Annotated in this window: 21 protein-coding genes; 16 read left to right on the top strand and 5 right to left on the bottom strand. The window is 66.9% G+C overall.

Features of this window, described 5'->3' with window-relative positions:
- Nucleotides 1–108 precede the first annotated feature (108 nt).
- The 12 genes from I6N91_RS12280 (at nucleotide 109) to dnaB (ending at nucleotide 12,253) form a co-directional block, all read left to right on the top strand.
- Entirely contained in the window at nucleotides 109–1,791 is a 1,683-nt protein-coding gene (locus tag I6N91_RS12280) for an ABC-F family ATP-binding cassette domain-containing protein (protein WP_198812922.1), read from the top strand.
- A gap of 114 nt (nucleotides 1,792–1,905) precedes the next feature.
- Nucleotides 1,906–3,108 (top strand): MFS transporter, encoded by a 1,203-nt coding sequence (locus I6N91_RS12275; RefSeq protein ID WP_307843345.1) that lies wholly within the window; start codon nucleotides 1,906–1,908, stop codon nucleotides 3,106–3,108.
- Nucleotides 3,109–3,154: 46 nt separating this feature from the next.
- The gene (locus I6N91_RS12270; protein WP_198812919.1) at nucleotides 3,155–4,147 is read left to right on the top strand and encodes an ATP-binding cassette domain-containing protein; all 993 of its coding nucleotides are present in this window, start codon (nucleotides 3,155–3,157) and stop codon (nucleotides 4,145–4,147) included.
- Nucleotides 4,144–4,992 (top strand): ABC transporter permease, encoded by an 849-nt coding sequence (locus I6N91_RS12265; protein ID WP_120165962.1) that lies wholly within the window; start codon nucleotides 4,144–4,146, stop codon nucleotides 4,990–4,992. The genes I6N91_RS12270 and I6N91_RS12265 overlap by 4 nt, the downstream gene beginning before the upstream one ends.
- A 131-nt stretch (nucleotides 4,993–5,123) precedes the next feature.
- A complete protein-coding gene (locus I6N91_RS12260; RefSeq protein ID WP_198812916.1) occupies nucleotides 5,124–6,077 on the top strand; it encodes an ABC transporter ATP-binding protein in 954 nt (317 codons plus the stop codon).
- Nucleotides 6,074–6,958: an ABC transporter permease gene (locus tag I6N91_RS12255; RefSeq protein WP_198812913.1), complete on the top strand. Its 885-nt coding sequence runs from the start codon at nucleotides 6,074–6,076 to the stop codon at nucleotides 6,956–6,958. Before I6N91_RS12260 ends, I6N91_RS12255 begins: the two co-directional genes overlap by 4 nt.
- Nucleotides 6,959–7,052: 94 nt before the next feature.
- On the top strand, nucleotides 7,053–8,345 hold the full coding sequence (locus I6N91_RS12250; protein WP_198812911.1) for a M18 family aminopeptidase: 1,293 nt from the start codon (nucleotides 7,053–7,055) through the stop codon (nucleotides 8,343–8,345).
- A gap of 173 nt (nucleotides 8,346–8,518) precedes the next feature.
- A complete protein-coding gene (gene rpsF / locus I6N91_RS12245) occupies nucleotides 8,519–8,824 on the top strand; it encodes a 30S ribosomal protein S6 (protein ID WP_120165970.1) in 306 nt (101 codons plus the stop codon).
- A gap of 59 nt (nucleotides 8,825–8,883) precedes the next feature.
- On the top strand, nucleotides 8,884–9,444 hold the full coding sequence (locus tag I6N91_RS12240) for a single-stranded DNA-binding protein (RefSeq protein ID WP_198812909.1): 561 nt from the start codon (nucleotides 8,884–8,886) through the stop codon (nucleotides 9,442–9,444).
- Nucleotides 9,445–9,560: 116 nt separating this feature from the next.
- Nucleotides 9,561–9,800 carry a 30S ribosomal protein S18 gene (gene rpsR, locus I6N91_RS12235; protein ID WP_005273147.1) on the top strand — a complete coding sequence of 80 codons (240 nt, stop codon included), beginning with the start codon at nucleotides 9,561–9,563 and terminating at the stop codon, nucleotides 9,798–9,800.
- 17 nt (nucleotides 9,801–9,817) lie between these two features.
- Nucleotides 9,818–10,267 carry a 50S ribosomal protein L9 gene (gene rplI / locus I6N91_RS12230; protein ID WP_159617422.1) on the top strand — a complete coding sequence of 150 codons (450 nt, stop codon included), beginning with the start codon at nucleotides 9,818–9,820 and terminating at the stop codon, nucleotides 10,265–10,267.
- Nucleotides 10,268–10,876: 609 nt separating this feature from the next.
- A complete protein-coding gene (dnaB, locus tag I6N91_RS12225) occupies nucleotides 10,877–12,253 on the top strand; it encodes a replicative DNA helicase (RefSeq protein ID WP_133404248.1) in 1,377 nt (458 codons plus the stop codon).
- Nucleotides 12,254–12,266: 13 nt separating this feature from the next.
- Here the strand turns inward: dnaB and I6N91_RS12220 are convergent, their stop codons facing one another.
- Complete coding sequence (locus I6N91_RS12220) at nucleotides 12,267–12,686, bottom strand: MarR family winged helix-turn-helix transcriptional regulator (protein WP_159617423.1); 420 nt, start codon at nucleotides 12,684–12,686, stop codon at nucleotides 12,267–12,269.
- 187 nt (nucleotides 12,687–12,873) lie between these two features.
- Entirely contained in the window at nucleotides 12,874–13,773 is a 900-nt protein-coding gene (locus tag I6N91_RS12215) for a YsnF/AvaK domain-containing protein (protein ID WP_198812907.1), read from the bottom strand.
- A gap of 488 nt (nucleotides 13,774–14,261) precedes the next feature.
- Between I6N91_RS12215 and I6N91_RS12210 the strand changes: the two genes are divergently transcribed.
- Nucleotides 14,262–14,588: a hypothetical protein gene (locus I6N91_RS12210; RefSeq protein ID WP_198812905.1), complete on the top strand. Its 327-nt coding sequence runs from the start codon at nucleotides 14,262–14,264 to the stop codon at nucleotides 14,586–14,588.
- Between the two features lie 326 nt (nucleotides 14,589–14,914).
- Here the strand turns inward: I6N91_RS12210 and I6N91_RS12205 are convergent, their stop codons facing one another.
- From I6N91_RS12205 to I6N91_RS12195, 3 genes are read right to left on the bottom strand one after another with little or no spacing between them, the layout of a single operon-like run.
- Nucleotides 14,915–15,589 (bottom strand): DUF3618 domain-containing protein, encoded by a 675-nt coding sequence (locus tag I6N91_RS12205; protein WP_198812903.1) that lies wholly within the window; start codon nucleotides 15,587–15,589, stop codon nucleotides 14,915–14,917.
- Complete coding sequence (locus tag I6N91_RS12200) at nucleotides 15,586–16,038, bottom strand: phage holin family protein (protein WP_198812901.1); 453 nt, start codon at nucleotides 16,036–16,038, stop codon at nucleotides 15,586–15,588. The genes I6N91_RS12205 and I6N91_RS12200 overlap by 4 nt, the downstream gene beginning before the upstream one ends.
- Entirely contained in the window at nucleotides 16,038–16,805 is a 768-nt protein-coding gene (locus I6N91_RS12195) for a hypothetical protein (protein WP_198812898.1), read from the bottom strand. Before I6N91_RS12195 ends, I6N91_RS12200 begins: the two co-directional genes overlap by 1 nt.
- 571 nt (nucleotides 16,806–17,376) lie before the next feature.
- On the opposite strand from I6N91_RS12195, the gene I6N91_RS12190 reads away from it, so the two are divergent.
- The 3 genes from I6N91_RS12190 (at nucleotide 17,377) to I6N91_RS12180 (ending at nucleotide 19,317) form a co-directional block, all read left to right on the top strand.
- Complete coding sequence (locus I6N91_RS12190) at nucleotides 17,377–17,832, top strand: DUF4383 domain-containing protein (protein WP_198812895.1); 456 nt, start codon at nucleotides 17,377–17,379, stop codon at nucleotides 17,830–17,832.
- A gap of 205 nt (nucleotides 17,833–18,037) precedes the next feature.
- Nucleotides 18,038–19,069, top strand: coding sequence for an iron-containing redox enzyme family protein (locus I6N91_RS12185; protein ID WP_198812891.1), 1,032 nt, complete (start codon nucleotides 18,038–18,040; stop codon nucleotides 19,067–19,069).
- Entirely contained in the window at nucleotides 19,066–19,317 is a 252-nt protein-coding gene (locus tag I6N91_RS12180) for a CDGSH iron-sulfur domain-containing protein (protein WP_198812886.1), read from the top strand. Before I6N91_RS12185 ends, I6N91_RS12180 begins: the two co-directional genes overlap by 4 nt.
- Nucleotides 19,318–19,359 lie beyond the last annotated feature (42 nt).

Below are 19,359 nucleotides of genomic sequence, written 5' to 3'. Positions count from 1 at the left end.
CGGGTCTCCGGAGCCCCGGAGCGCGCGTCGGTGGGCCGCCAGCGGAGCATTTACGGAACCACTCTAGGCGCAGCGGGGCGCCGCGGGGACCGCCGCTAAACTTTAGGGGTGGCTCACCTCGACGTTTCCAACATTGATTATTTCCTCTCCGACGGACGGCAGCTGCTCAATGCGGTCTCCTTCCGGGTCGGGGAAGGCCACAAGACTGCCCTGATCGGACCCAACGGCACGGGCAAGACAACGCTCCTGCGGATCATCGCCGGAGACCTGACCGCCGACGAAGGGGCGGTCACCCGCTCGGGCGCCCTGGGGATCATGCGCCAGTTCGTGGGGCAGGTGCGCGATGACACCACCGTCCGCGACCTCCTGGTCTCCGCCGCGCCGCCGGCCCTCGCACGGGCGGCGAAGGCCGTCGATGACGCCGAGCTGGCCATGATGGAAACCGATGACGAACCCACCCAGATGCGCTACGCCCAGGCGATCGCCGACTGGGGGGACAGCGGCGGGTATGAGCTGGAGACCACCTGGGACGAGGTGACCATGGCGGCCCTCGGCATTCCGTTCGACCGCGCCCAGCACCGGGCGGCATCCACCCTCTCCGGCGGTGAACAAAAACGCCTGGTCCTCGAAGCGCTCTTCTCAGGTCCGGACGAACTGCTCCTGCTCGATGAGCCGGACAACTACCTCGATGTGCCCGGCAAGCGGTGGCTCGAGACGAAACTGGCCGAGTCGCGCAAGTCGGTGCTCTTCGTCAGCCACGACCGGGAGCTGCTAGCCAACGCCGCCACCCGCATCGTCACACTCGAGCCCGGCGTCCTCGGGGCGTCCGCCTGGACCCACGGTGGAGGATTCGAAACCTATCTCAAGGCCCGGCAGGACCGGAATGCGCGGTTCGAGGAGCTTCGGCGCAGGTGGGACGAGGAGCACCTGAAGCTCAAGGAACTCGTGAACATGTACAAGAACAAGGCCGCGTTCCGATCCGATATGGCCAACCGGTACCACGCGGCGCAGACGCGGCTGGCGAAATTCCTTGAGGCGGGCCCGCCGGAGGCCCTTCCCATGGAGCAGAACGTGTCGATGCGGCTGCGTGGAGGACGGACGGCGAAACGGGCGGTGGTGGCCTCGAAACTGGAACTGACGGGCCTGATGAAGCCGTTCAGCACCGAGATCTGGTTCGGCGACCGGGTCGGCGTCCTGGGCTCCAACGGGTCCGGCAAGTCGCACTTCCTGCGGCTGCTCGCCGGTGGCGGGACCGACCCGGACAAGGAACACCAGCCGGTGTCCGACGTCGACATCGCAGAAGTGCCGCACGAGGGGACGGTCAAGCTCGGGGCGCGCATCCGTCCGGGATTCTTCGCCCAGACCCATTCGCGTCCGGACCTCCTCGGCCGGACCCTCCTCGACATCCTGCACCGCGGCGATGAGCACCGCTCGGGCCTGGGACGGGAGGCGGCCTCGGCCGTCCTCGACCGGTACGGTCTGGCGGGACAGGCCGAACAGCGGTACGACTCGCTCTCCGGCGGGCAGCAGGCGCGGCTGCAGATCCTGCTGCTCGAACTCTCCGGCGCCACCCTGCTGCTGCTCGACGAGCCGACCGACAACCTCGACCTGCACTCGGCCGAAGCGCTCGAACACGCCATCGACGCCTTCGAGGGAACCGTCCTCGCCGTCACCCACGACCGGTGGTTCGCCCGCAGCTTTGACCGGTTCCTCGTCTTCGGCTCCGATGGAAAGGTCTACGAGACCAAGGAACCCGTCTGGGATGAGGGGCGGGTCGCCCGCGCCCGCTGAGCCAGCCGCCGGACGCCGGTGGGCCGGTTCGTCCCTGCCGGTGGGTTTCGTCCCGGCCGGAGGTGAGGGCGGACCGGTTTGAAAGCCACCGAAGTACGCGGCTACGGTGGCAGGGTGAACCCCAACCTGAAGTCCGCCGTCTGGGCCACCTTCGCCATCTTCGGACTCAACGGCCTTGTCTTCGCGAGCTGGGCCGCCCGGATCCCCGCTGCTTCGGCAGCACTTGAGCTCAGCTCGGGCCAGATGGGTGCGCTGCTGCTGGTCGGGGCGGTGGGTTCGGTCCTGTCCCTGCCCCTTGCCGGTTTGATCTCGGCACGCGTCGGCACGGCGAACACCGTGCGGGTCGGAGGGGCCGCGGCGGCGCTCGCCGCGGCCACCGTCGCCGCCGGCCTGCAGTTCCAGTCGGTGCCGCTGACCGGGGCGGGACTGTTCCTCTTCGGTTCGGGCGTGGCGCTCTGGGACGTCGCCCAGAACATCGAGGGCGCCGACGTCGAACGCCGGCTGCGGCGCACCATCATGCCGCGCTTCCACGCCGCCTTCAGCGGCGGCGCGTTCCTCGGGGCGCTGCTGGGCGCCGGCCTTGCCGCCGTCGACGTCGACCTGCCGGCGCACCTGGTGGCCGTTGCGGTCCTGTCCCTGGCCGTGTCCCTGTGGATGCCCCGGTATTTCCTGCCCGTGGCTGCGCCCGGGCACACCGCGCAGGCGCCAGTGGCGGGCGGCAGGTTCTCCGCCTGGCGCGAGCCGCGCACGCTGCTGATCGGACTCGTGGTGCTGGGTGCCGCACTGACGGAGGGCGCCGCTAACGACTGGGTGGCCAAGGCCACCGTGGACGGGCTGGGCAGCAGCGAAAGCGTCGGGGCCCTCATGTTCGCCGTCTTCGTCGCCGCAATGACCCTCGTCCGCTTCGTCGGCGGGGGATACATCGACCGCCACGGCCGGGTCCGGGTGCTTCAGGCGAGCCTCGGAACCTCCCTCGCCGGCCTCCTCCTGTTCGTGCTCGCCCCCAATGTCCTCCTGGCGGGGGTGGGGGCCGTGCTGTGGGGTGCCGGGGCCGCACTGGGCTTCCCTATGGGCATGTCCGCGGCCGCCGATGATCCGCGCCACGCCGCCCTGCGGGTCTCCGTCGTCTCGACGATCGGCTACACGGCCTTCCTCGCCGGTCCGCCCCTGCTGGGCTTCCTCGGTGACCTCGTCGGGATCCGCACCGCCCTGCTCGCCGTCGGCGCCGCAGTTCTTGCGTCATTCCTCGTTGCCCCCGCCGCCCGCGAACGGGCCAGCGAGGAGCACACGGCAATTTTGGATAAGGACAGAACCTGACCTGATTGGTGCGGGGTTGGGGGAGTGCACGCCTAAGCTTTTCCGCATGACAATGATTGAGGCCTCCGGTCTGAAGAAGACCTACCGCTCAAAGAGCGGCCCGGTCCATGCCCTTGCCGGGATGGACCTATCCGTGCCCCGAGGAACGGTGAAGGCGCTGCTCGGCCCGAACGGCGCCGGGAAGACCACGGTGGTCAAGGTGCTGACTACGCTGATCCGGCCCACCGAGGGCACCGCCCTGGTCGACGGAATCGACGTCCTTTCCAATCCGAAAGCTGCCCGCCGCATCATCGGTGTCTCGGGGCAGTACGCGGCCGTCGACGAGAACCTCACTGGGTTCGAGAACCTTGAAATGGTGGGCCGGCTCTACCACCTGAGCGCCCGCGAGGCCAAGCGCAGGGCTCAGGACCTGATCGAACAGTTCGAACTCACCGAGGCGGGCAACCGGCCGGTCAAGGGCTTCTCGGGCGGCATGCGCCGCCGGATCGACCTCGCTGGGGCACTGGTGATCAACCCCAAGGTGCTCTTCCTCGACGAACCCACCACGGGGCTCGATCCGCGCAGCCGCCTCTCCCTCTGGGGGATCATCAAGAACCTGGTCAGCGACGGCACCACGCTGCTGCTCACCACGCAGTACCTCGAGGAGGCGGATCAGCTCTCCGACGACATCGCCGTGATCGACGGCGGCCGCGTCATCGCCGAGGGAACGGCGGACGAGCTCAAGGCGCAGATCGGCGGCCACCGGGTGGTGGTCACCCTGGTGAACCCGGCCGACGCCGGAGCGGCTCGGGAAATCCTCGGCCGCCACGGTGACGGGGAGGCCACCGTTGGAACCGACGGCCGCACCGTCGAGGTGGGCGTGATCAACGGGCCGCGGGCCCTGCAGTACGTCCTCGGCGACCTGGGGCAGGCAGGAGTCGAACTCCACGATGCCGGCATGCGGCGCCCCAGCCTCGATGATGTCTTCCTCAAGCTCACGGGCCGGCACGCCGAAAACACCGATGAGAACGTCCCTGCTGAGAAGGAGAACGCGAAATGAGCGTCCTGGCCCCCGAAAACCGGCAGGCCCGGCCCGCGCCCGAGCCCGGCGCCGCCTCGATGTGGCTGTCCGACGGCTGGACGGTCACCAAGCGCAACCTGACCAAGCTCAAGCGGTCCCCGGACATGCTCGTCTTCGCCGTGCTGCAGCCGATCATGTTCGTGCTGCTGTTCAGCCAGATCTACGGCGGCTCCATCCAGGTCCAGGGCACCGACTACACCCAGTACCTCATGGCCGGGATCTTCGCCCAGACCGTGATCTTCGGCTCGACCTTCTCCGGCTCGGCGATGGCCCAGGACCTCAAGGACGGCATCATCGACCGGTTCCGGACCCTGCCGATGAGCTCCTCGGCGGTCCTGGTCGGACGCACGAACAGCGACCTGGTGCTCAACGGCATATCCATGCTCATCATGATGGCGACCGGGTTCGTCGTGGGTTGGCGGGTGAACGCGCCCTTCAGCAGTTTCCTTGCCGGCATCGGGCTGCTGCTGCTGTTCTCCTATGCCTTCAGCTGGGTCATGGCCCTGCTGGGCATGAGCGTGAAGTCACCGGAGGTCATCAACAACGCCTCCTTCATGATCCTGTTTCCGCTCACGTTCATCTCCAACGCGTTCGTCCAGAGCCAGACCCTTCCGGCGCCGCTCGAGGCGTTCGCCAACTGGAACCCGGTCTCCGCGCTGGTCCAGGCGGCACGGGAGCTCTTCGGCAATGTCGGTTCGGTGCCCACCCCGGATGCCTGGCCCATGCAGAACGCCGTGCCGACGGTCCTGATCGGCGCGATCCTGATGCTGCTGATCTTCGTTCCGCTATGCATCCGCAAGTTCGCCTCGATCAGCTCCCGCTGAACGCTTTCTCCGCACCCGGTCAGGCGGATTTCATCCGCCTGACCGGCGCGGGCGGTTTCTCCCCCTAGAGTGGCAACAGGGGGCCCTGCCCGACCGCGCCTCCCTCACCCGGCAATCCAGAGGACGTTCCCATGATCGAGGCCCAGGGCCTGTTCAAACGCTACGGCGACAAGACGGCCGTCAACGGCATCTCCTTCACCGTCCACCCCGGCAGGGTCACAGGGTTCCTTGGCCCGAATGGCGCCGGAAAATCAACGACGATGCGCATGATCGTCGGACTCGACACGCCGAGCGCCGGCTCCGTGAGCGTGAACGGCCGCCGGTACGCCGAGCACCGGGCACCGCTGCGGGAGGTGGGCGCACTGCTCGAGGCGAAGGCCTTCCACACCAAGCGCAGCGCCTACAACCATCTGCGGGCCATGGCCGCCACCCACGGGATCCCCAACAGCAGGGTGAACGAGGTCATCGAGATGACCGGGCTGGGCCCGGTCGCCAAGAAGCGGGTCGGCGGATTTTCGATGGGGATGGGCCAGCGCCTCGGGATTGCCGTGGCGATGCTCGGCGACCCGCAGACCGTCATCCTCGACGAGCCCGTCAACGGGCTCGACCCCGAGGGCGTCCAGTGGATCCGGCACCTCGCCCGCGGCCTCGCAGCCGAGGGGCGGACCGTCTTCCTCTCCTCCCACCTCATGTCCGAGATGGCGATGACGGCGGACCACCTGATCGTGATCGGACGCGGCCGGATCATCGCCGATGCCCCGGTCTCCGAGATCCTGGCCGGCCGGGGGCAGCTTCGAACCCGCGTCCGCACCGACCGGCCCTCGGACCTGCTGGCGGCGCTCCGCGGTGACGGGACGACCTCGACGTTCCTCGAGCCCGACCTGCTCGAAATCACCGGCCCCGATCCGCGCCGGATCGCCGAGGCGGCCCTGCGCCAGCAGGTGCTCGTGTACGAACTGACCCCCCTGCAGGCCTCCCTCGAAGAGGCGTACATGGAGCTCACCGCCTCCGAAGTCGAATACTCCTCGCACGACCTGTCCCTCGGTCCACCGGCCCAGGGTGTTTCCGAAGGAAGCCGATCATGAGCACCTCGACGTCAACCCCCGCCGCCCCGGCCCGGGCCCGCCGCTCCGACGGGCCCCGGCTCAACTTCGGGCGCGTGCTGAGGTCCGAGTGGATCAAGGTCACTACGGTGCCCTCGACGCTGATCCTGCTCGCGAGCACCCTCGTGGTGATGGTCGGCCTGGCCGCCCTGTTCGCCTGGTCCCTCCAGACGGGCCAGGCCCAGCTCGACTCCGGCGGACCTCCGCCGCAGATGGGCCCTCCAGGGGAGCCCCTGCCGGACTTCGGCGACCTCGCCCGCGGCGCTCCCTCCTCGGGAATCATCTTCGGACAACTCCTCATCGCCTCCCTCGCGGTGGTGCTCATCGCCTCGGAGTGGGCCACCGGGATGATCCGGTCGACCATGGTGGCCGTCCCGAAACGGGTGCCGGCCCTGCTGGCGAAGAACGTCATCGCCGCCGCTGTCTCCTTCCTGATCGGGGCTGCCGCCGCGCTCCTGTCCTATCTTGTCGCCCAGCCCATCCTGGCCGTTGAGGATCTCGCCTTCGCCCTCTCGGACGACAACATCGTGGCGAGCATCCTCAACACCGGCACCTACCTTGCCCTGATCGCCGTGATCTCCATGGGGATCGGCACGCTGCTGCGCAACACCGCGGGCGGGGTCGTGACGGCCGTCGGGCTGTTCTTCGTCCTTCCCGTGATCGTGGTGAACCTGATCTCCGGACTGGCCGACTGGATCCCCGACGCCGCGCGCTTCCTGCCGACCAACGCCGGGGAACGGCTCGTCGCCGTCACCGCCGAAGAAGGAGCGCTGACCCAGCTCGAAGGCGGCCTCGTGATGGCGGCCTGGGCCGTCGTCCTGCTCGTCGCCTCGCTGCTGGTGACCCGCAGGCGCGACGTCTGACGCAGCCCCGGACCGGCCGGTTTCCGGCCGGTCCGGGGCCCGTTGGGCGGGCCCGGCCAACGGAACCCGGCCGTTCTCTGATTGAATCGAAGGCATGTCCGACGCACTGACCCACATTCACGACCTCGGCGCGTATGTCAGCGCCTCCCCCTCGAGCTTCCATGCCGCGGCCGAGGGCGGCCGGCGGCTTGAGGCCGCCGGTTTTGTCCGCCTGCTCGAGGAGGAGGTCTTCCCCGCGGAGCCGGGCAGCTACTTCGTGATCCGGGACGGAGCGCTGATCGCCTGGGTCCTCCCCGCGGACGCGGGTGCCACCACCGGCTTCTCCATCCTCGGCGCCCACACCGATTCGCCCTCGTTCAAGCTCAAACCGAAGCCGACCACCGGCCGGCACGGATGGCTGCAGGCCGGCGTCGAGGTCTACGGCGGGCCCCTGCTGAACTCCTGGCTGGACCGAGAGCTCACGCTCGCCGGGCGCATCGTCACCCTCGACGGTCGGGAGCACCTCGTCGACACCGGGCCCCTGCTGCGCTTTCCGCAGCTGGCGATCCACCTCGACCGGGCCGTCAACGACGGACTCGCCCTGGACAAGCAGCAGCACATGTTCCCCGTGTGGGGCCTCGGGGATCCACGGGAGGCGGACCTGCTGGGCCTTGCCGCTTCGACGGCGGGGATCGACCCGGCCGACATCGGGGGTTTCGACCTCGTGGCCGCCGATACGCAGACGCCCCGGGTCTTCGGCGCCGAGGGCGCCTTCTTCGCCTCGGGCCGGCTGGATAACCTCACCTCCGTGCATGCCGGGCTCGCCGGCCTGCTCGAGGCGGCCGCCGGGAAGGAGAAGGGGCGCCCCATCGCCGTGCTCGCCGCCTTCGACCACGAGGAGGTGGGAAGCGCCTCCCGCTCGGGGGCCAGCGGACCCTTCCTGGAAGACATCCTGCTGCGCATCTCCGGTGCGCTGGGGGCGAACCTCGAGGACCGGATGCGCGCCCTGGCCGCCTCCTTCTGCATCTCCGCCGACGCCGGCCACGCCGTCCACCCGAACTACGCCGAACGGCACGACCCGGCCAACCACCCCGTGCTCAATGGCGGCCCGCTGCTGAAGATCAACGCCAACCAGCGGTACACCACCGACGCCCACGGAGCCGCGCACTGGGCGGTCCTCTGCGGCGAGGCCGGAGTGCCCTACCAGGAGTTCGTATCGAACAACTCCGTTCCGTGCGGCTCAACCATCGGGCCGCTGACCGCCACCCGTCTCGGCATCCGCACCGTCGACGTCGGCACGCCCCTGCTGTCGATGCACTCGGCCCGCGAGATGTGCGGGGTTGGGGACCCGGAACGGCTGGCTCGCGTTCTCTCCCGGTTCTTCGTCCGTCCCGCGAGCCAGTCCTGACCGAAGCCCCGATGGGCGCCGTTCCGCGCAGGGCCCGCTATCCGGTAGTATTGGCAGGTCTGTGCTGATTCCGGCGGCCGGGAAATCCCGTCCGCAGCGGCCAGGCCAACGCTAAAGAACCTCCTGTTACGGAAAGGCCGTGACCGTTTAGCCCAAAGGAGGTGGGTTCACACATGCGTGCATATGAATTGATGGTAATCATCGACCCCGACGTCGAGGAACGTACCGTCGAACCAACACTCGAGAAGTTCCTGAATGTCGTCCGCAACGGCGGCGGCACCGTGGACAAGGTGGATATCTGGGGACGCCGGCGCCTCGCCTACGAAATCCAGAAGAAGGCCGAAGGCATCTACGCCGTCGTCAACTTCACCGCTACCCCTGCTGTGGCAGCCGAACTTGACCGCCAGCTTGGTCTCAACGAGACCATCATGCGCACCAAGATCATCCGCCCCGAGGAGCAGAAGGTTACGGCCGAGTAGTTCGGCCCCTTTCCACTGAACCTATCCCGCCCCGGCGGGACGTGACCCAAGGAGGCACCATGGCAGGCGAAACCACAATCACGGTCGTAGGAAATCTCACCAACGACCCCGAGCTTCGTTTCACGCCGTCCGGCTCGGCGGTGGCGAACTTCACCATCGCATCGACGCCGCGGACCTTCGACCGCCAGTCCAACGAATGGAAGGACGGCGAAACGCTGTTCCTCCGCGCGTCGGTCTGGCGCGAGGCTGCCGAGAACGTTGCGGAGACCCTCACCAAGGGAACCCGCGTGGTCGCCCAGGGCCGACTCAAGTCACGGTCGTACGAAACCAAAGAGGGCGAAAAGCGCACCGTCATGGAGCTTGAGGTGGACGAAATCGGTCCCTCCCTGCGCTATGCGTCGGCGAAGATCAGCCGTACCCAGCGCTCAGGCGGTGGCGGCGGAGGATTCGGCGGCAACAGCGGTGGCGGCGGAGGATTCGGCGGGAATGCCGGAACCAACTCCAACTGGGGCGGCGGTCAGCAGGCCCAGCAGCCCGCGGACGACCCGTGGGGCGCACCCGCAGGCGGCGGCTCCCAGGGCTGGGGCAACGGCCCGGATTCGTCCGAACCTCCCTTCTAGGCTCTCCCGAAGTCAGGGCCCGCTCCGTCCCGGAGCCCCTGACTCCAAAGATTTACCCTGCACATCCCATCCCGCAGAACAGTTCTGCGGGCTCCAATAGATCAAGGAGCACCACGATGGCTAAGGCTGAACTCCGTAAGCCCAAACCAAAGTCCAACCCCCTGAAGGCCGCTGACGTCACCGTCATCGACTACAAGGACGTAGCCCTGCTGCGTAAGTTCATTTCCGACCGCGGAAAGATCCGCGCCCGCCGCGTCACCGGTGTCACCGTCCAGGAGCAGCGCAAGATCGCCCAGGCAATCAAGAACGCCCGCGAAGTTGCACTTCTGCCCTACTCCGGCGCCGGCCGCGGCTAAGGGAAAGGAACCTTTTCATGGCAAAGCTCATTCTGACCCAGGAAGTAACCGGCCTCGGTGCCGCAGGGGACGTCGTCGAGGTGAAGAACGGTTACGCACGTAACTACCTTCTGCCCCGCGGCTTCGCCCTGATGTGGACCAAGGGCGGCGAGAAGCAGGTCGAGTCGATCAAGGCCGCGCGTTCTGCCCGCGAGCACGCCTCACTCGAGGATGCCCAGAAGCAGGCTGCTGCCCTCTCGGCCAAGCCGGTCAAGCTCACGGTCAAGGCAGGCGACTCCGGCCGCCTGTTCGGCACCGTCAAGGCCGACGACGTCGCCAAGGCAGTCGAGGCCGCAGGCCTTGGCAGCATCGACAAGCGCAAGGTTGAACTGCCGGCCCACATCAAGTCGGTCGGCTCCTACCAGGCGAATGTCCGTCTCCACGAAGACGTCGCCGCCGTGATCGATCTGGACGTCGTCGCGGGCTAGTTCCGCCTGTCCAGCAGTACGCCCAAGGGACCCCCGCCACCGGCGGGGGTCCCTTGTCGTTAACCGCCGGTTGCGCTCTCCATCGGTGTATCCGCCGGGTCTGGGAGATATGCACGTTTCGTGATCGAGGCCGCGACCGCCGGAGAGTTCCATCCGGCCCTGGCTATTGATCCTCACCACAGCCGCGGGCGGCCCCGCAAGGGTCTTGGCATGCCATGGAGGGGCCGGGCGGCATGCCATCGGCGACCTCCAAAGCGGGGATGTCAACATGCAACCTGTGGATGAAGGTTCCGGGGAAATTACTTTTCCTCCACAGGCACTGGATAAAGTTTGCGCATGTCAGGGGCGGTTTTGTGGGAAAAATAGTTTGTTGTCCACAGGCTTCTCCACATCCTGTGCACAAGACACGCCGCGGAGTCCACAGGTAATCCACAGGGCCTGTGGGGAGCGCGCTTGGTGCGGTGCCCGGCGGGGGCTAGCGTTGCGGAGGATCCCTCACGAATGGGAGTGCCGGGTGATACATCTTCAGTAACCGACCCCGGCCCAGCCGGTCAGCCAGAGGGCTGACAGGCTGCCGAGGGGAGAGCTTAACGGAAGAAGGCGGCGCCCGTGTCCTTGGCACATGCAGACTCATCACAGGACACCCGGTCGCCGGAGTTTGCCCGGACTCCTCCCCAGGACCTGGTGGCCGAGCAGTCGGTGCTTGGCGGCATGATGCTCTCCAAGGACGCCATCGCGGACTGCGTCGAGGTGCTCCGCGGCATCGACTTCTACCGGCCCGCCCACGAGAGCATCTACGAGGCGATCATCGACCTCTACGGCCGGGGCGAGCCGGCGGACGCCGTGACCGTCTCTGACGAGCTCACCAAGCGTGGCGAGATCTCCCGCATCGGCGGGCCCGCCTACCTCCACACTCTCATCCAGTCGGTTCCCACGGCCGCCAACGCCGGCTTCTACGCCGAGATCGTCCGCGAGCGGGCCGTCCTACGCCGCCTCGTCGATGCCGGCACCAAGATCGTCCAGCTCGGCTACTCCAATGACGGAGAGGTCGATGACATCGTCAATGCCGCCCAGGCCGAGGTGTATGCCGTTGCGGAGCGGCGGACGGCCGAGGACTACGTCGCGCTCAAGGACATCATCGAAGGCACCGTCGACGAGATCGAGTCCGCAGGGCACCGCGGGGAGGGCATGACGGGTGTGCCCACCGGCTTCTACGAGCTCGACGAACTGACCCAGGGCCTCCATGGCGGCCAAATGATCGTCGTCGCCGCGCGTCCGGCCATGGGTAAGTCGACCTTCGCGCTCGACTGGGCGCGCTCGGCGGCCATCAAGCACAACCTCACAACTGTTTTCTTTTCCCTCGAAATGGGGCGGAACGAGATCGCGATGCGCCTGCTCTCCGCGGAGGCGACCATCGGCCTCCAGGATCTGCGCAAGGGAACCATCAAGGACGAACAGTGGGGCAAGATCGCCACCACCATGGGACGCATGAATGACGCGCCGCTGTTCATCGACGACAGCCCCAACATGTCCCTGATGGAGATCCGCGCGAAGTGCCGGCGCCTCAAGCAGCGGCACGACCTCAAGCTCGTGGTCCTCGACTACCTCCAGCTGATGTCCTCGGGGAAGCGGGTCGAATCACGCCAGCAGGAGGTTTCGGAGTTCTCACGTGCGCTCAAGCTGCTGGCCAAGGAGCTCAATGTCCCGGTGGTGGCCCTGTCCCAGCTGAACCGTGGCTCGGAGCAGCGGACCGACAAACGCCCCCAGGTTTCGGACCTCCGCGAGTCCGGCTCGATTGAGCAGGACGCCGACATGGTAATCCTGCTGCACCGCGACGACGTGTACGACAAGGAATCGCCCCGGGCCGGCGAGGCCGACGTCATTGTGGCAAAGCACCGTAATGGCCCCACGAAGACGATTGTGGTCGGCTTCCAGGGCCATTACTCGCGCTTCAACAATATGGCGGCGGACGGCGGAGGTTTCTAGGCTCCGGGCCTGCCTACTTGTGCGGTCCCAGCTCGTTGATGACGGTCTGGAGCCGGTTCCGCAGATCCTGCGAGGCAAGCCCATCCTCGGGCATCAGCTCGTGCTCGATGTTCTGGGCCTTCTCCAGCGCCTTCAGGCCCGCCGAGGTGATTGTGATGCGCTGGCTGCGCCGGTCTGCAGTATTCCTTAACCGGGTTACCAATCCGCGCTTCTCCAGGCGGTCAAGTGTCCGCCCGATCGTCTGCGCCTGGACGTGGACCAGCTGCGCCAGCCGAACGCCGGTCATGGTGCCTTCTCGGGCCAGCACCCCGAGGGTCGTCAGACCCGCGTGGGTGATTCCGATGCTGAGCAATTTCTCGTTCCAGGAGTGTTCCACGATCCGGGCGGCGGTGGTCAGGAGGCGGCTGGTCGACCATTCGTTCAGCTCCGGCATAAGGGAGTGTCCTTCCACTTGGTGGTTGCGGTCGTCCTACCTACCACTCTAAACAAATGTGGAGTAAATAGGAAGCATACTTATTATCCCTGCCCCTGATTGCCCCGCGGGGCGGAGGGCAAGGCTGTGAACGGGGAAAGGCCCGGAGCGCGCTGCTCCAGGCCTTTCCCACCCGTCGGCTGTCCGATTAGATCCGGCCGTCGCGGCGGTCCGAATCGTTAAGGCCGTTCCTGCCGTCTCCGTCCACGTCGATCTGCTCCTTGCGGACCTCCTCGTTGACCGTGTGCTGCTCGGTCACCGTCTCCTTGTCGAGGCGCACGCGCTCGACGGGTACGGCTTCCTTCTGGATGACCGGCTGCTCCTCGTGGAGGATCACTTCGTGCTCCTCCTCGCTGATCGCCGGGCCGTCCATTGCGGCTCCAACGTTGGCGTCGGTGATGGGCTCGCGCTCGATGCGGACCTCTTCGCGGCTCACGGGGATCGTCTTGGTGACGTTCTCGGTGACGATGTATTTGCGCAGCCGGGCCCGGCCGGCCTCGCGGCGTTCGGTGCCTACGCGCAGCTGCTCCTCGGAAAGGGTCATCGCGTCGTCGGTGGTGGGCCCGGAGGTGTCGTGGCCGACGGTGTCCCGGCGTCCGGTCTCAACGTGGTCCGAGTCCCGACGGTCGGTGTCGACAAAGTCGGTGTCCCGGCGATTGGTATCCGTCGTGCCCGTCGCCAGGCCGGCGGTTCCCGTGGTCCCGGTGGTGTCGGTGTATCCGCCGCCGGTGCCGCCGAGCTCATAGTGGCGGTAGAGGCGGTCCTCCTCCTCCGGGCTGAGGTTGCCGTCAGATTCAATGCGCGGCGCGTCCTTGACCTGGGCCTTGGAGTAGGGGACGCGCACATCATGTCCGGCGACGTCGGCACCCTGCAGCGGGACGAAGGATTCGGAGGTACCGAACAGGCCCGTCTTGGCCGTGACCCAGCTGGGCTCGCCCGTCTGGTCATCGAGGTAGATCTGGCCGATCGAGCCGATCTTGTCGCCGTCGGATCCGAGGACGTTGCCGCCGCGGCTGAGGATGGTGTCGATGTTTTCCTGGGTAATCATGTCGTTCTCCTTCTGCTGTAGCTCATGTGAGGGGTACTGAAATTTCCTGGCTCTGAGGTCAGCGGTGATGGGATGTTTCGAACTCTCCCCCCAAGGGACCACCGGCCTCTAGAGTAAGCACACTTAGTAGTTAATTGAAAGCCTGCTTAGCTTTTATTCCGAAAAAGTTCGACGCGGACCCACCGGAGCCCGCGGCTTCCGGTGCGGCGTGCTTCGCAAATCCCGGGCGTTCTCCGTAGAATCGAGGGCAGGTCCAGCCAAAGGCCACGGAGAATCCCCGCGGGAGATTCCCGAACTTTCCGGCTGCCGTTTCGGCCTGTGGAGGATTCCGGGCCGCTCTGGTGGGGCGTCGGAAGCGATGCGTTGACGCCCCCGTCTCTTCAGGGTTGTTTGCGACTGTGCTTCCGGCGGACCTTTTTCTGTGCCCTCGCTGATCCTGCCCTGCCCTGCTCCAGCGCCCGCTCCGGGCGAAAACCGAAAGGCCCGCTATGCCCGACTTGGACGACGAGCGCATCAAGCGCATCATGGTCGCAGCAGCCGACCTGGAGAATGCCGAATTCGAACGCGACCGGCTGGCGCTGGTGTGCCGGGAGGCCGTCGAGCGCGCGCTGGAAGCGGGGGTGAGCGCCGAGGACGCGGCTGCGGCCGCCGGCATTGCCGAGCGCGACGTGGAGCGGCTCGTGGGAGCGCCGCAGGCCGACGAGGTCGTGCCGCTCCTGACAGCTCAGCCCGTACCGCCCGTAGTAGCGCCCGTACAGCCCGTTGCGGCGCCCGTGCCGGTGGATGGGGGCGGAATGGCCGCCGCCGAGGGGTAGGTACCCGGGCGGTACGGGCACGGCCGCGGGCAGAACTCTGCCCGCGCTGGAACCGCCGCGGGGGTCGAGGGCTTCGAACGGGTGGTGAAAACCCAGGACAGTGCCTTCTTCGGCACCGACCTGGCCGAAAGGCTGCGGACCCTTGAGGTTGAGGCCTGCCGGCGCTCTCCGGAGAGCCGCGCCTGCAGGCGCTCAAGTCCCCGCCTTGGGGTGGCGGCACAGCGGACGGGATAACCATAGGGATACGAGAAAGGGGAGGGCGCGTGCGCCCTCCCCTTTCTCGTTGACGCGGCCTGCACCCTAACGGGTCCACCCGTCGGTTCCTCTTAGAACCCGCGCGAGCTCGAGCTGGAACTGCTGCTGGAGTCCTGGACCTGGCTCTTGGCATCCTGAGCCTTGTCCTTGACGTCGGAGGCGGCCTGCTGGCCCTCCTGCTTGACGTTCTGGGCGGACTGGGCTGCGGTCTCCTTGACGGATTCCATTGCCTCCTGCGCCGGCTCCTTGAGTCCTTCGACAACCTCCTTGGCGGAATCGGCAACACCGCTGGCGAGCGGAGCGGCCTGCTCCTTCAGCGCCGAGGCGGCCTGCTTTTCCTTTTGGCTCGCCGGGATCAACGAGGCCGTCAGCAAGCCGGCACCGAAGGCGATGAGGCCTGCGGCGAGCGGGTTGCCCGCAGCTTTGTTAGTGAGCTGGCGTGGTGCGTCCTGCACGGCGTGGCCGGCCTGCTGTGCGGCTGACTTCGCCGAGCCGGTGGTCGAGCCGGCCTTGTCGGAGACACCGGACTTCAGGTCGTCTGCCTTGCCCATCACGTTCGACTTCACGTCGTCTGCTTTGCCCATCACTGAATCCTTGACGTTGCTGAAGGTGTTCTTGACCTTCTCGGTCTGGCGGTGTGCGATGTTGGACGGGTTGACCTTATCGGCCACAGCGTCAACGTCGGTACCAAGTTCACGGCGGGTGCGCTCGATGTCGGCGCGGATTTCTTCTGGAGTCTGGCTCATGGGGTCTGCTCACCTGGTTTCAGTGTTGGCGGAATTTCCTTGATGGTTTCGGCCGTAGTCGGCAGGCCGCGGATCTGCTTCATTTCCTTCTTGCCCTTTGCCGCCAGGATCGCGGCGATGATGCCCCAGATGACCGCGACGATGACTGCGGCCCATCCGATCGGCATCAGGACATCCAGTCCCCACATCAGGGCGAGGGACAGGAACAGGAGCACGAAGTGTCCTCCCACGGCGGCGCCGGCATACATTCCGGCACCCTTGCCTGCGTTCTTCCCCGACTCGGTGAGTTCTGCCTTGGCGAGGGCAACTTCCTGGCGCATCAGCGTCGAGAGGTTGCGGGTCACGTCCGAGAGCAGCTCCCCCACCGAGTTGTTGGCGGCCCGCTGTTCAGCCTCCGAGGGAGGCGGCGGAGCGGCGGAGTGGGCTCCGCCGGTGTATGCGTCGCTCATTAGCGCAGATCCCTTTCATCAGGAAGCGTGCCCACGGGCGGGGTTCCCGGGGGAATGGTCGGGTAGTCGGAGGCCGGGTCGACGAAGGCCGGTGAGGTCTCGGCGACATGGGTTCCGCGTGAGGTTTGAGGCATGGACGTCGTGGTGCCGGCGTAGGCCGGTGCGCCGTAGCCGTAATCAGAGCCCGGAGTTGTGCCGAGGCGGTCCTGGTCCGACTTGGCGTCGGCCTGGGCTCCGGTCAGGCCGCGGGTGAGGCGGCCCACCACGAGGCCCGCTCCAGCGGAAATAGCGAGGAAGGCTCCGGGGCGGCGGCGAGCGAAGCCCTTGACGTCCTCGAGGATGTCGGAGGCGTCTTTGTTCTCAAGCCAGCCGGCGACGGCGTTGGTCCGCTGTGATGCCTGCTGTACCAGGTTGGAGACCATCTTGTTGTCGGACTTGTCCGCCATGGAGCGCAGTTCGTCGCTGATCGAACGCAGGCCCTCGGTCGCCTTCTGCTGCTGCGCGCCGGCCTGGCTCTTGAGGTCCGAGCCGAGTCCGCTGACGAGGTTCTTTGCCTGGGTGCCGGCTTCTGCGGCGACGTTCTTTGCTTCCGAGGCGGCGGTCTGCGCTACGTGCTGCGCGGCGCCTGCGCCCTCCTTGCCGACCTCCTTGGCCTGACCCTTGGCGACCGAGGTGGTCGACTCGCCGGCCTGGGTGCTGCCGGTCTCGTAGTCAGTGCCGGTCGTTGACGGAACCAGTGGATCCTGCGGCCAATTCTGCGTAGTCATGTTACTTCCTTACGTTGATTTTGCCGGTGAAACGGTTGCTCCATCGTGTAAGCGATGCGCTCGTCCGGCGGTGTGCGCCTGACTTACTTCCTAAAGCTAAGCATGCTTAGTTTAATCGCGCAAGCCACCCCGGGGGATTCCCGCAAGTTTTAAATAAGTACGCTTATTATCTTCCGGAAATGCTAATCATAGGTCTAGCGTCAAGGCAAGAGGTCCGGCAGGGCGCCCGCGCCCTGATGCGTGTGCTGCACGACCGGGCCCATGATGGGGAGGAGGCTGCTCGTGTTCTCTTACATGCCGGGGCTCCGGCGCAGGACCGGTGCAGACACCCCCGCGGAACTCGCCGCAGCTCCAGGCGCCCGAATGCGGTGCCGTTTCCAGGACCGGACGGCCGACGGCGACGGATCCGCCCGCCGCGACCGGCCCGCATCCGACTCACATCGCCCCCCGGGACGCTCGTTTTCCGCAGGCCCAGCGAAATCAGGCCGCTGGGGAATGCGGCGGGGCACCGCGGAACAAGCCGGGCCCGAAATAGCAACACCTCAACATCAACCAGAGAAAGGGAGAGGCAATGACATCGAACAATAGGGTGGCCACGGGGAAGACCGCCGTACAAAAAGCGGCTCAGGCGGTCGGGGCGGTATTCGTCCTGGTCGGAATCCTCGGCTTCATCCCGGGCATCACCACCAACTACCCGTCCCTGGCATTCGCCGGGCACCAGTCCGGGGCACTGCTCCTCGGCCTGTTCCAGGTCTCGATCCTCCACAACATCGTGCACCTGCTCTACGGAATCGCCGGCCTTGCCATGGCGAAGACGGCGTCGGGAGCGAAGAACTATCTGCTGTGGGGAGGAGTGATCTATCTGATCCTCTGGCTGTACGGCCTGTTCATCGATAAGACCTCGGCGGCCAACTTCGTGCCGCTGAACACCGCCGATGACTGGCTGCACTTCGTCCTGGGGGTCGGCATGATCGCCCTTGCCCTGCTCCTTGGCCGCAATGCGAGCAGGACCTCGACCCGCCGGTAACTTCCTATCCGCCGTCGGCCGCCGCTGGGGGTGGTCGGCGGTCCCGCTGCCGGGGCATCCATCCATGTGGTGGGTGCCCCGGCAGTTCCCTGTTCCGGTCGGAACCGGCAGCCGCCGAAGGAAAACGAAGTATGCTTAGCGTTCAGTTGTGACCCGGCTCTCCGGCCTGAATCAGAAAGCCGGCCCGAAAGAGAAAGAGTGTTCGATGAAGCAGCCCACGGCGCGCGGAAATGTCAGCGCACTTCTCCTGGAGATCACCACCGGCGAGCCGCCCGCCGCGGCGCAGGTCCAGGACCTCGAGGACGCGGTGCGGAACGCGCTCGCCCGCACCGCCGACGTCGTCGTCGACGATGACCTCCAGCTGACCCTCTTCTGCCTCTACGAGCTTCACTACTCCGGCCTCGACGGTGCCGCTGAAGGCTGGGAGTGGGACCCGGGCCTGATCCGGGTCCGCCAGCTCATCGAGGCCGCCTTCGAGGAGCGGCTGCGTGGCGCCGTGGTGGTTGACGCGGCTCCGGAGCCCACCAGCGAGGCCGTGGCTGGTGAACTGTTCCGGATGACCGGAGAAGACACCGGCCCGAGCATGTCGCGCTTCGTGGCCAAGGAGGCAAACGCGGAGCAGCTGCGGGAATTCCTGATCCAGAAGTCGATCTACCAGCTCAAGGAAGCGGACCCCCACACCTGGGCCATTCCCCGACTGACCGGGCGTGCGAAGGCCGCGCTCGTTGAGATCCAGGCGGACGAGTACGGCGGAGGACACCCCGACCGGATGCATTCGGCGCTCTTCGCGCGGACCATGCGCGCCGTCGGCCTCGATGACACCTACGGGGCCTACATCGATGCGGCTCCTGCCATCACGCTCGCTTCGACGAACATGATGTCGCTGTTCGGGCTGAACCGGCGCCTGCGCGGTGCCATCGTGGGACACCTGACCGCGTATGAGATGACCTCCTCCCAGCCAAACCGCCTGTACGCCCGCGGCTTCGCGCGCCATGGTTATGGGGAGGACGCCACGGGATACTTCGAGGAGCACGTCGAGGCCGACGCCGTCCACGAGCAGATCGCCGGACGGGACCTTGCCGGCGGCCTGGTCGAGGCCGATCCCCGGCTGCTGGGAGATGTCCTCTTCGGGGCGGCGGCGGCCCTGCTCGTGGATTCCTGGATGACCCGGCACATAATGGACGCCTGGGCCGAGGGCCGCTCCTCGCTCCAGCCGGACCGGTCGTTCGCCGCATGAGCCCCGCCGATCCGGCCCCGCGCGCCGGGGACGCCCGCAGCGGAACTCCGGCTGCCTCGATCGTCGCCTGCCCCGACGGTCCACTGCTGGTCCGCGGTGAATTCGAGGTGGTCACCCCCGACGGCGAGGCGCTGCCGCGGACCCGACGCACCGTGGCGCTGTGCCGGTGCGGGGCCTCGGTCCTCAAGCCCTACTGCGACGGGTCCCACAAGCTGATCGGGTTCAAGACGGAGCCGCCCGCGCCATAGCTGCGCCGGTGCCGCATCCGCGCTTATGCTCGACCCGTGGCC

It is taken from the genome of Arthrobacter sp. MSA 4-2, assembly GCF_016405885.1.
GTDB lineage: Bacteria > Actinomycetota > Actinomycetes > Actinomycetales > Micrococcaceae > Arthrobacter_D.
Note: the sequence above shows the minus strand (reverse complement) of the source record. Positions and strands in the feature narration are given on the sequence as shown.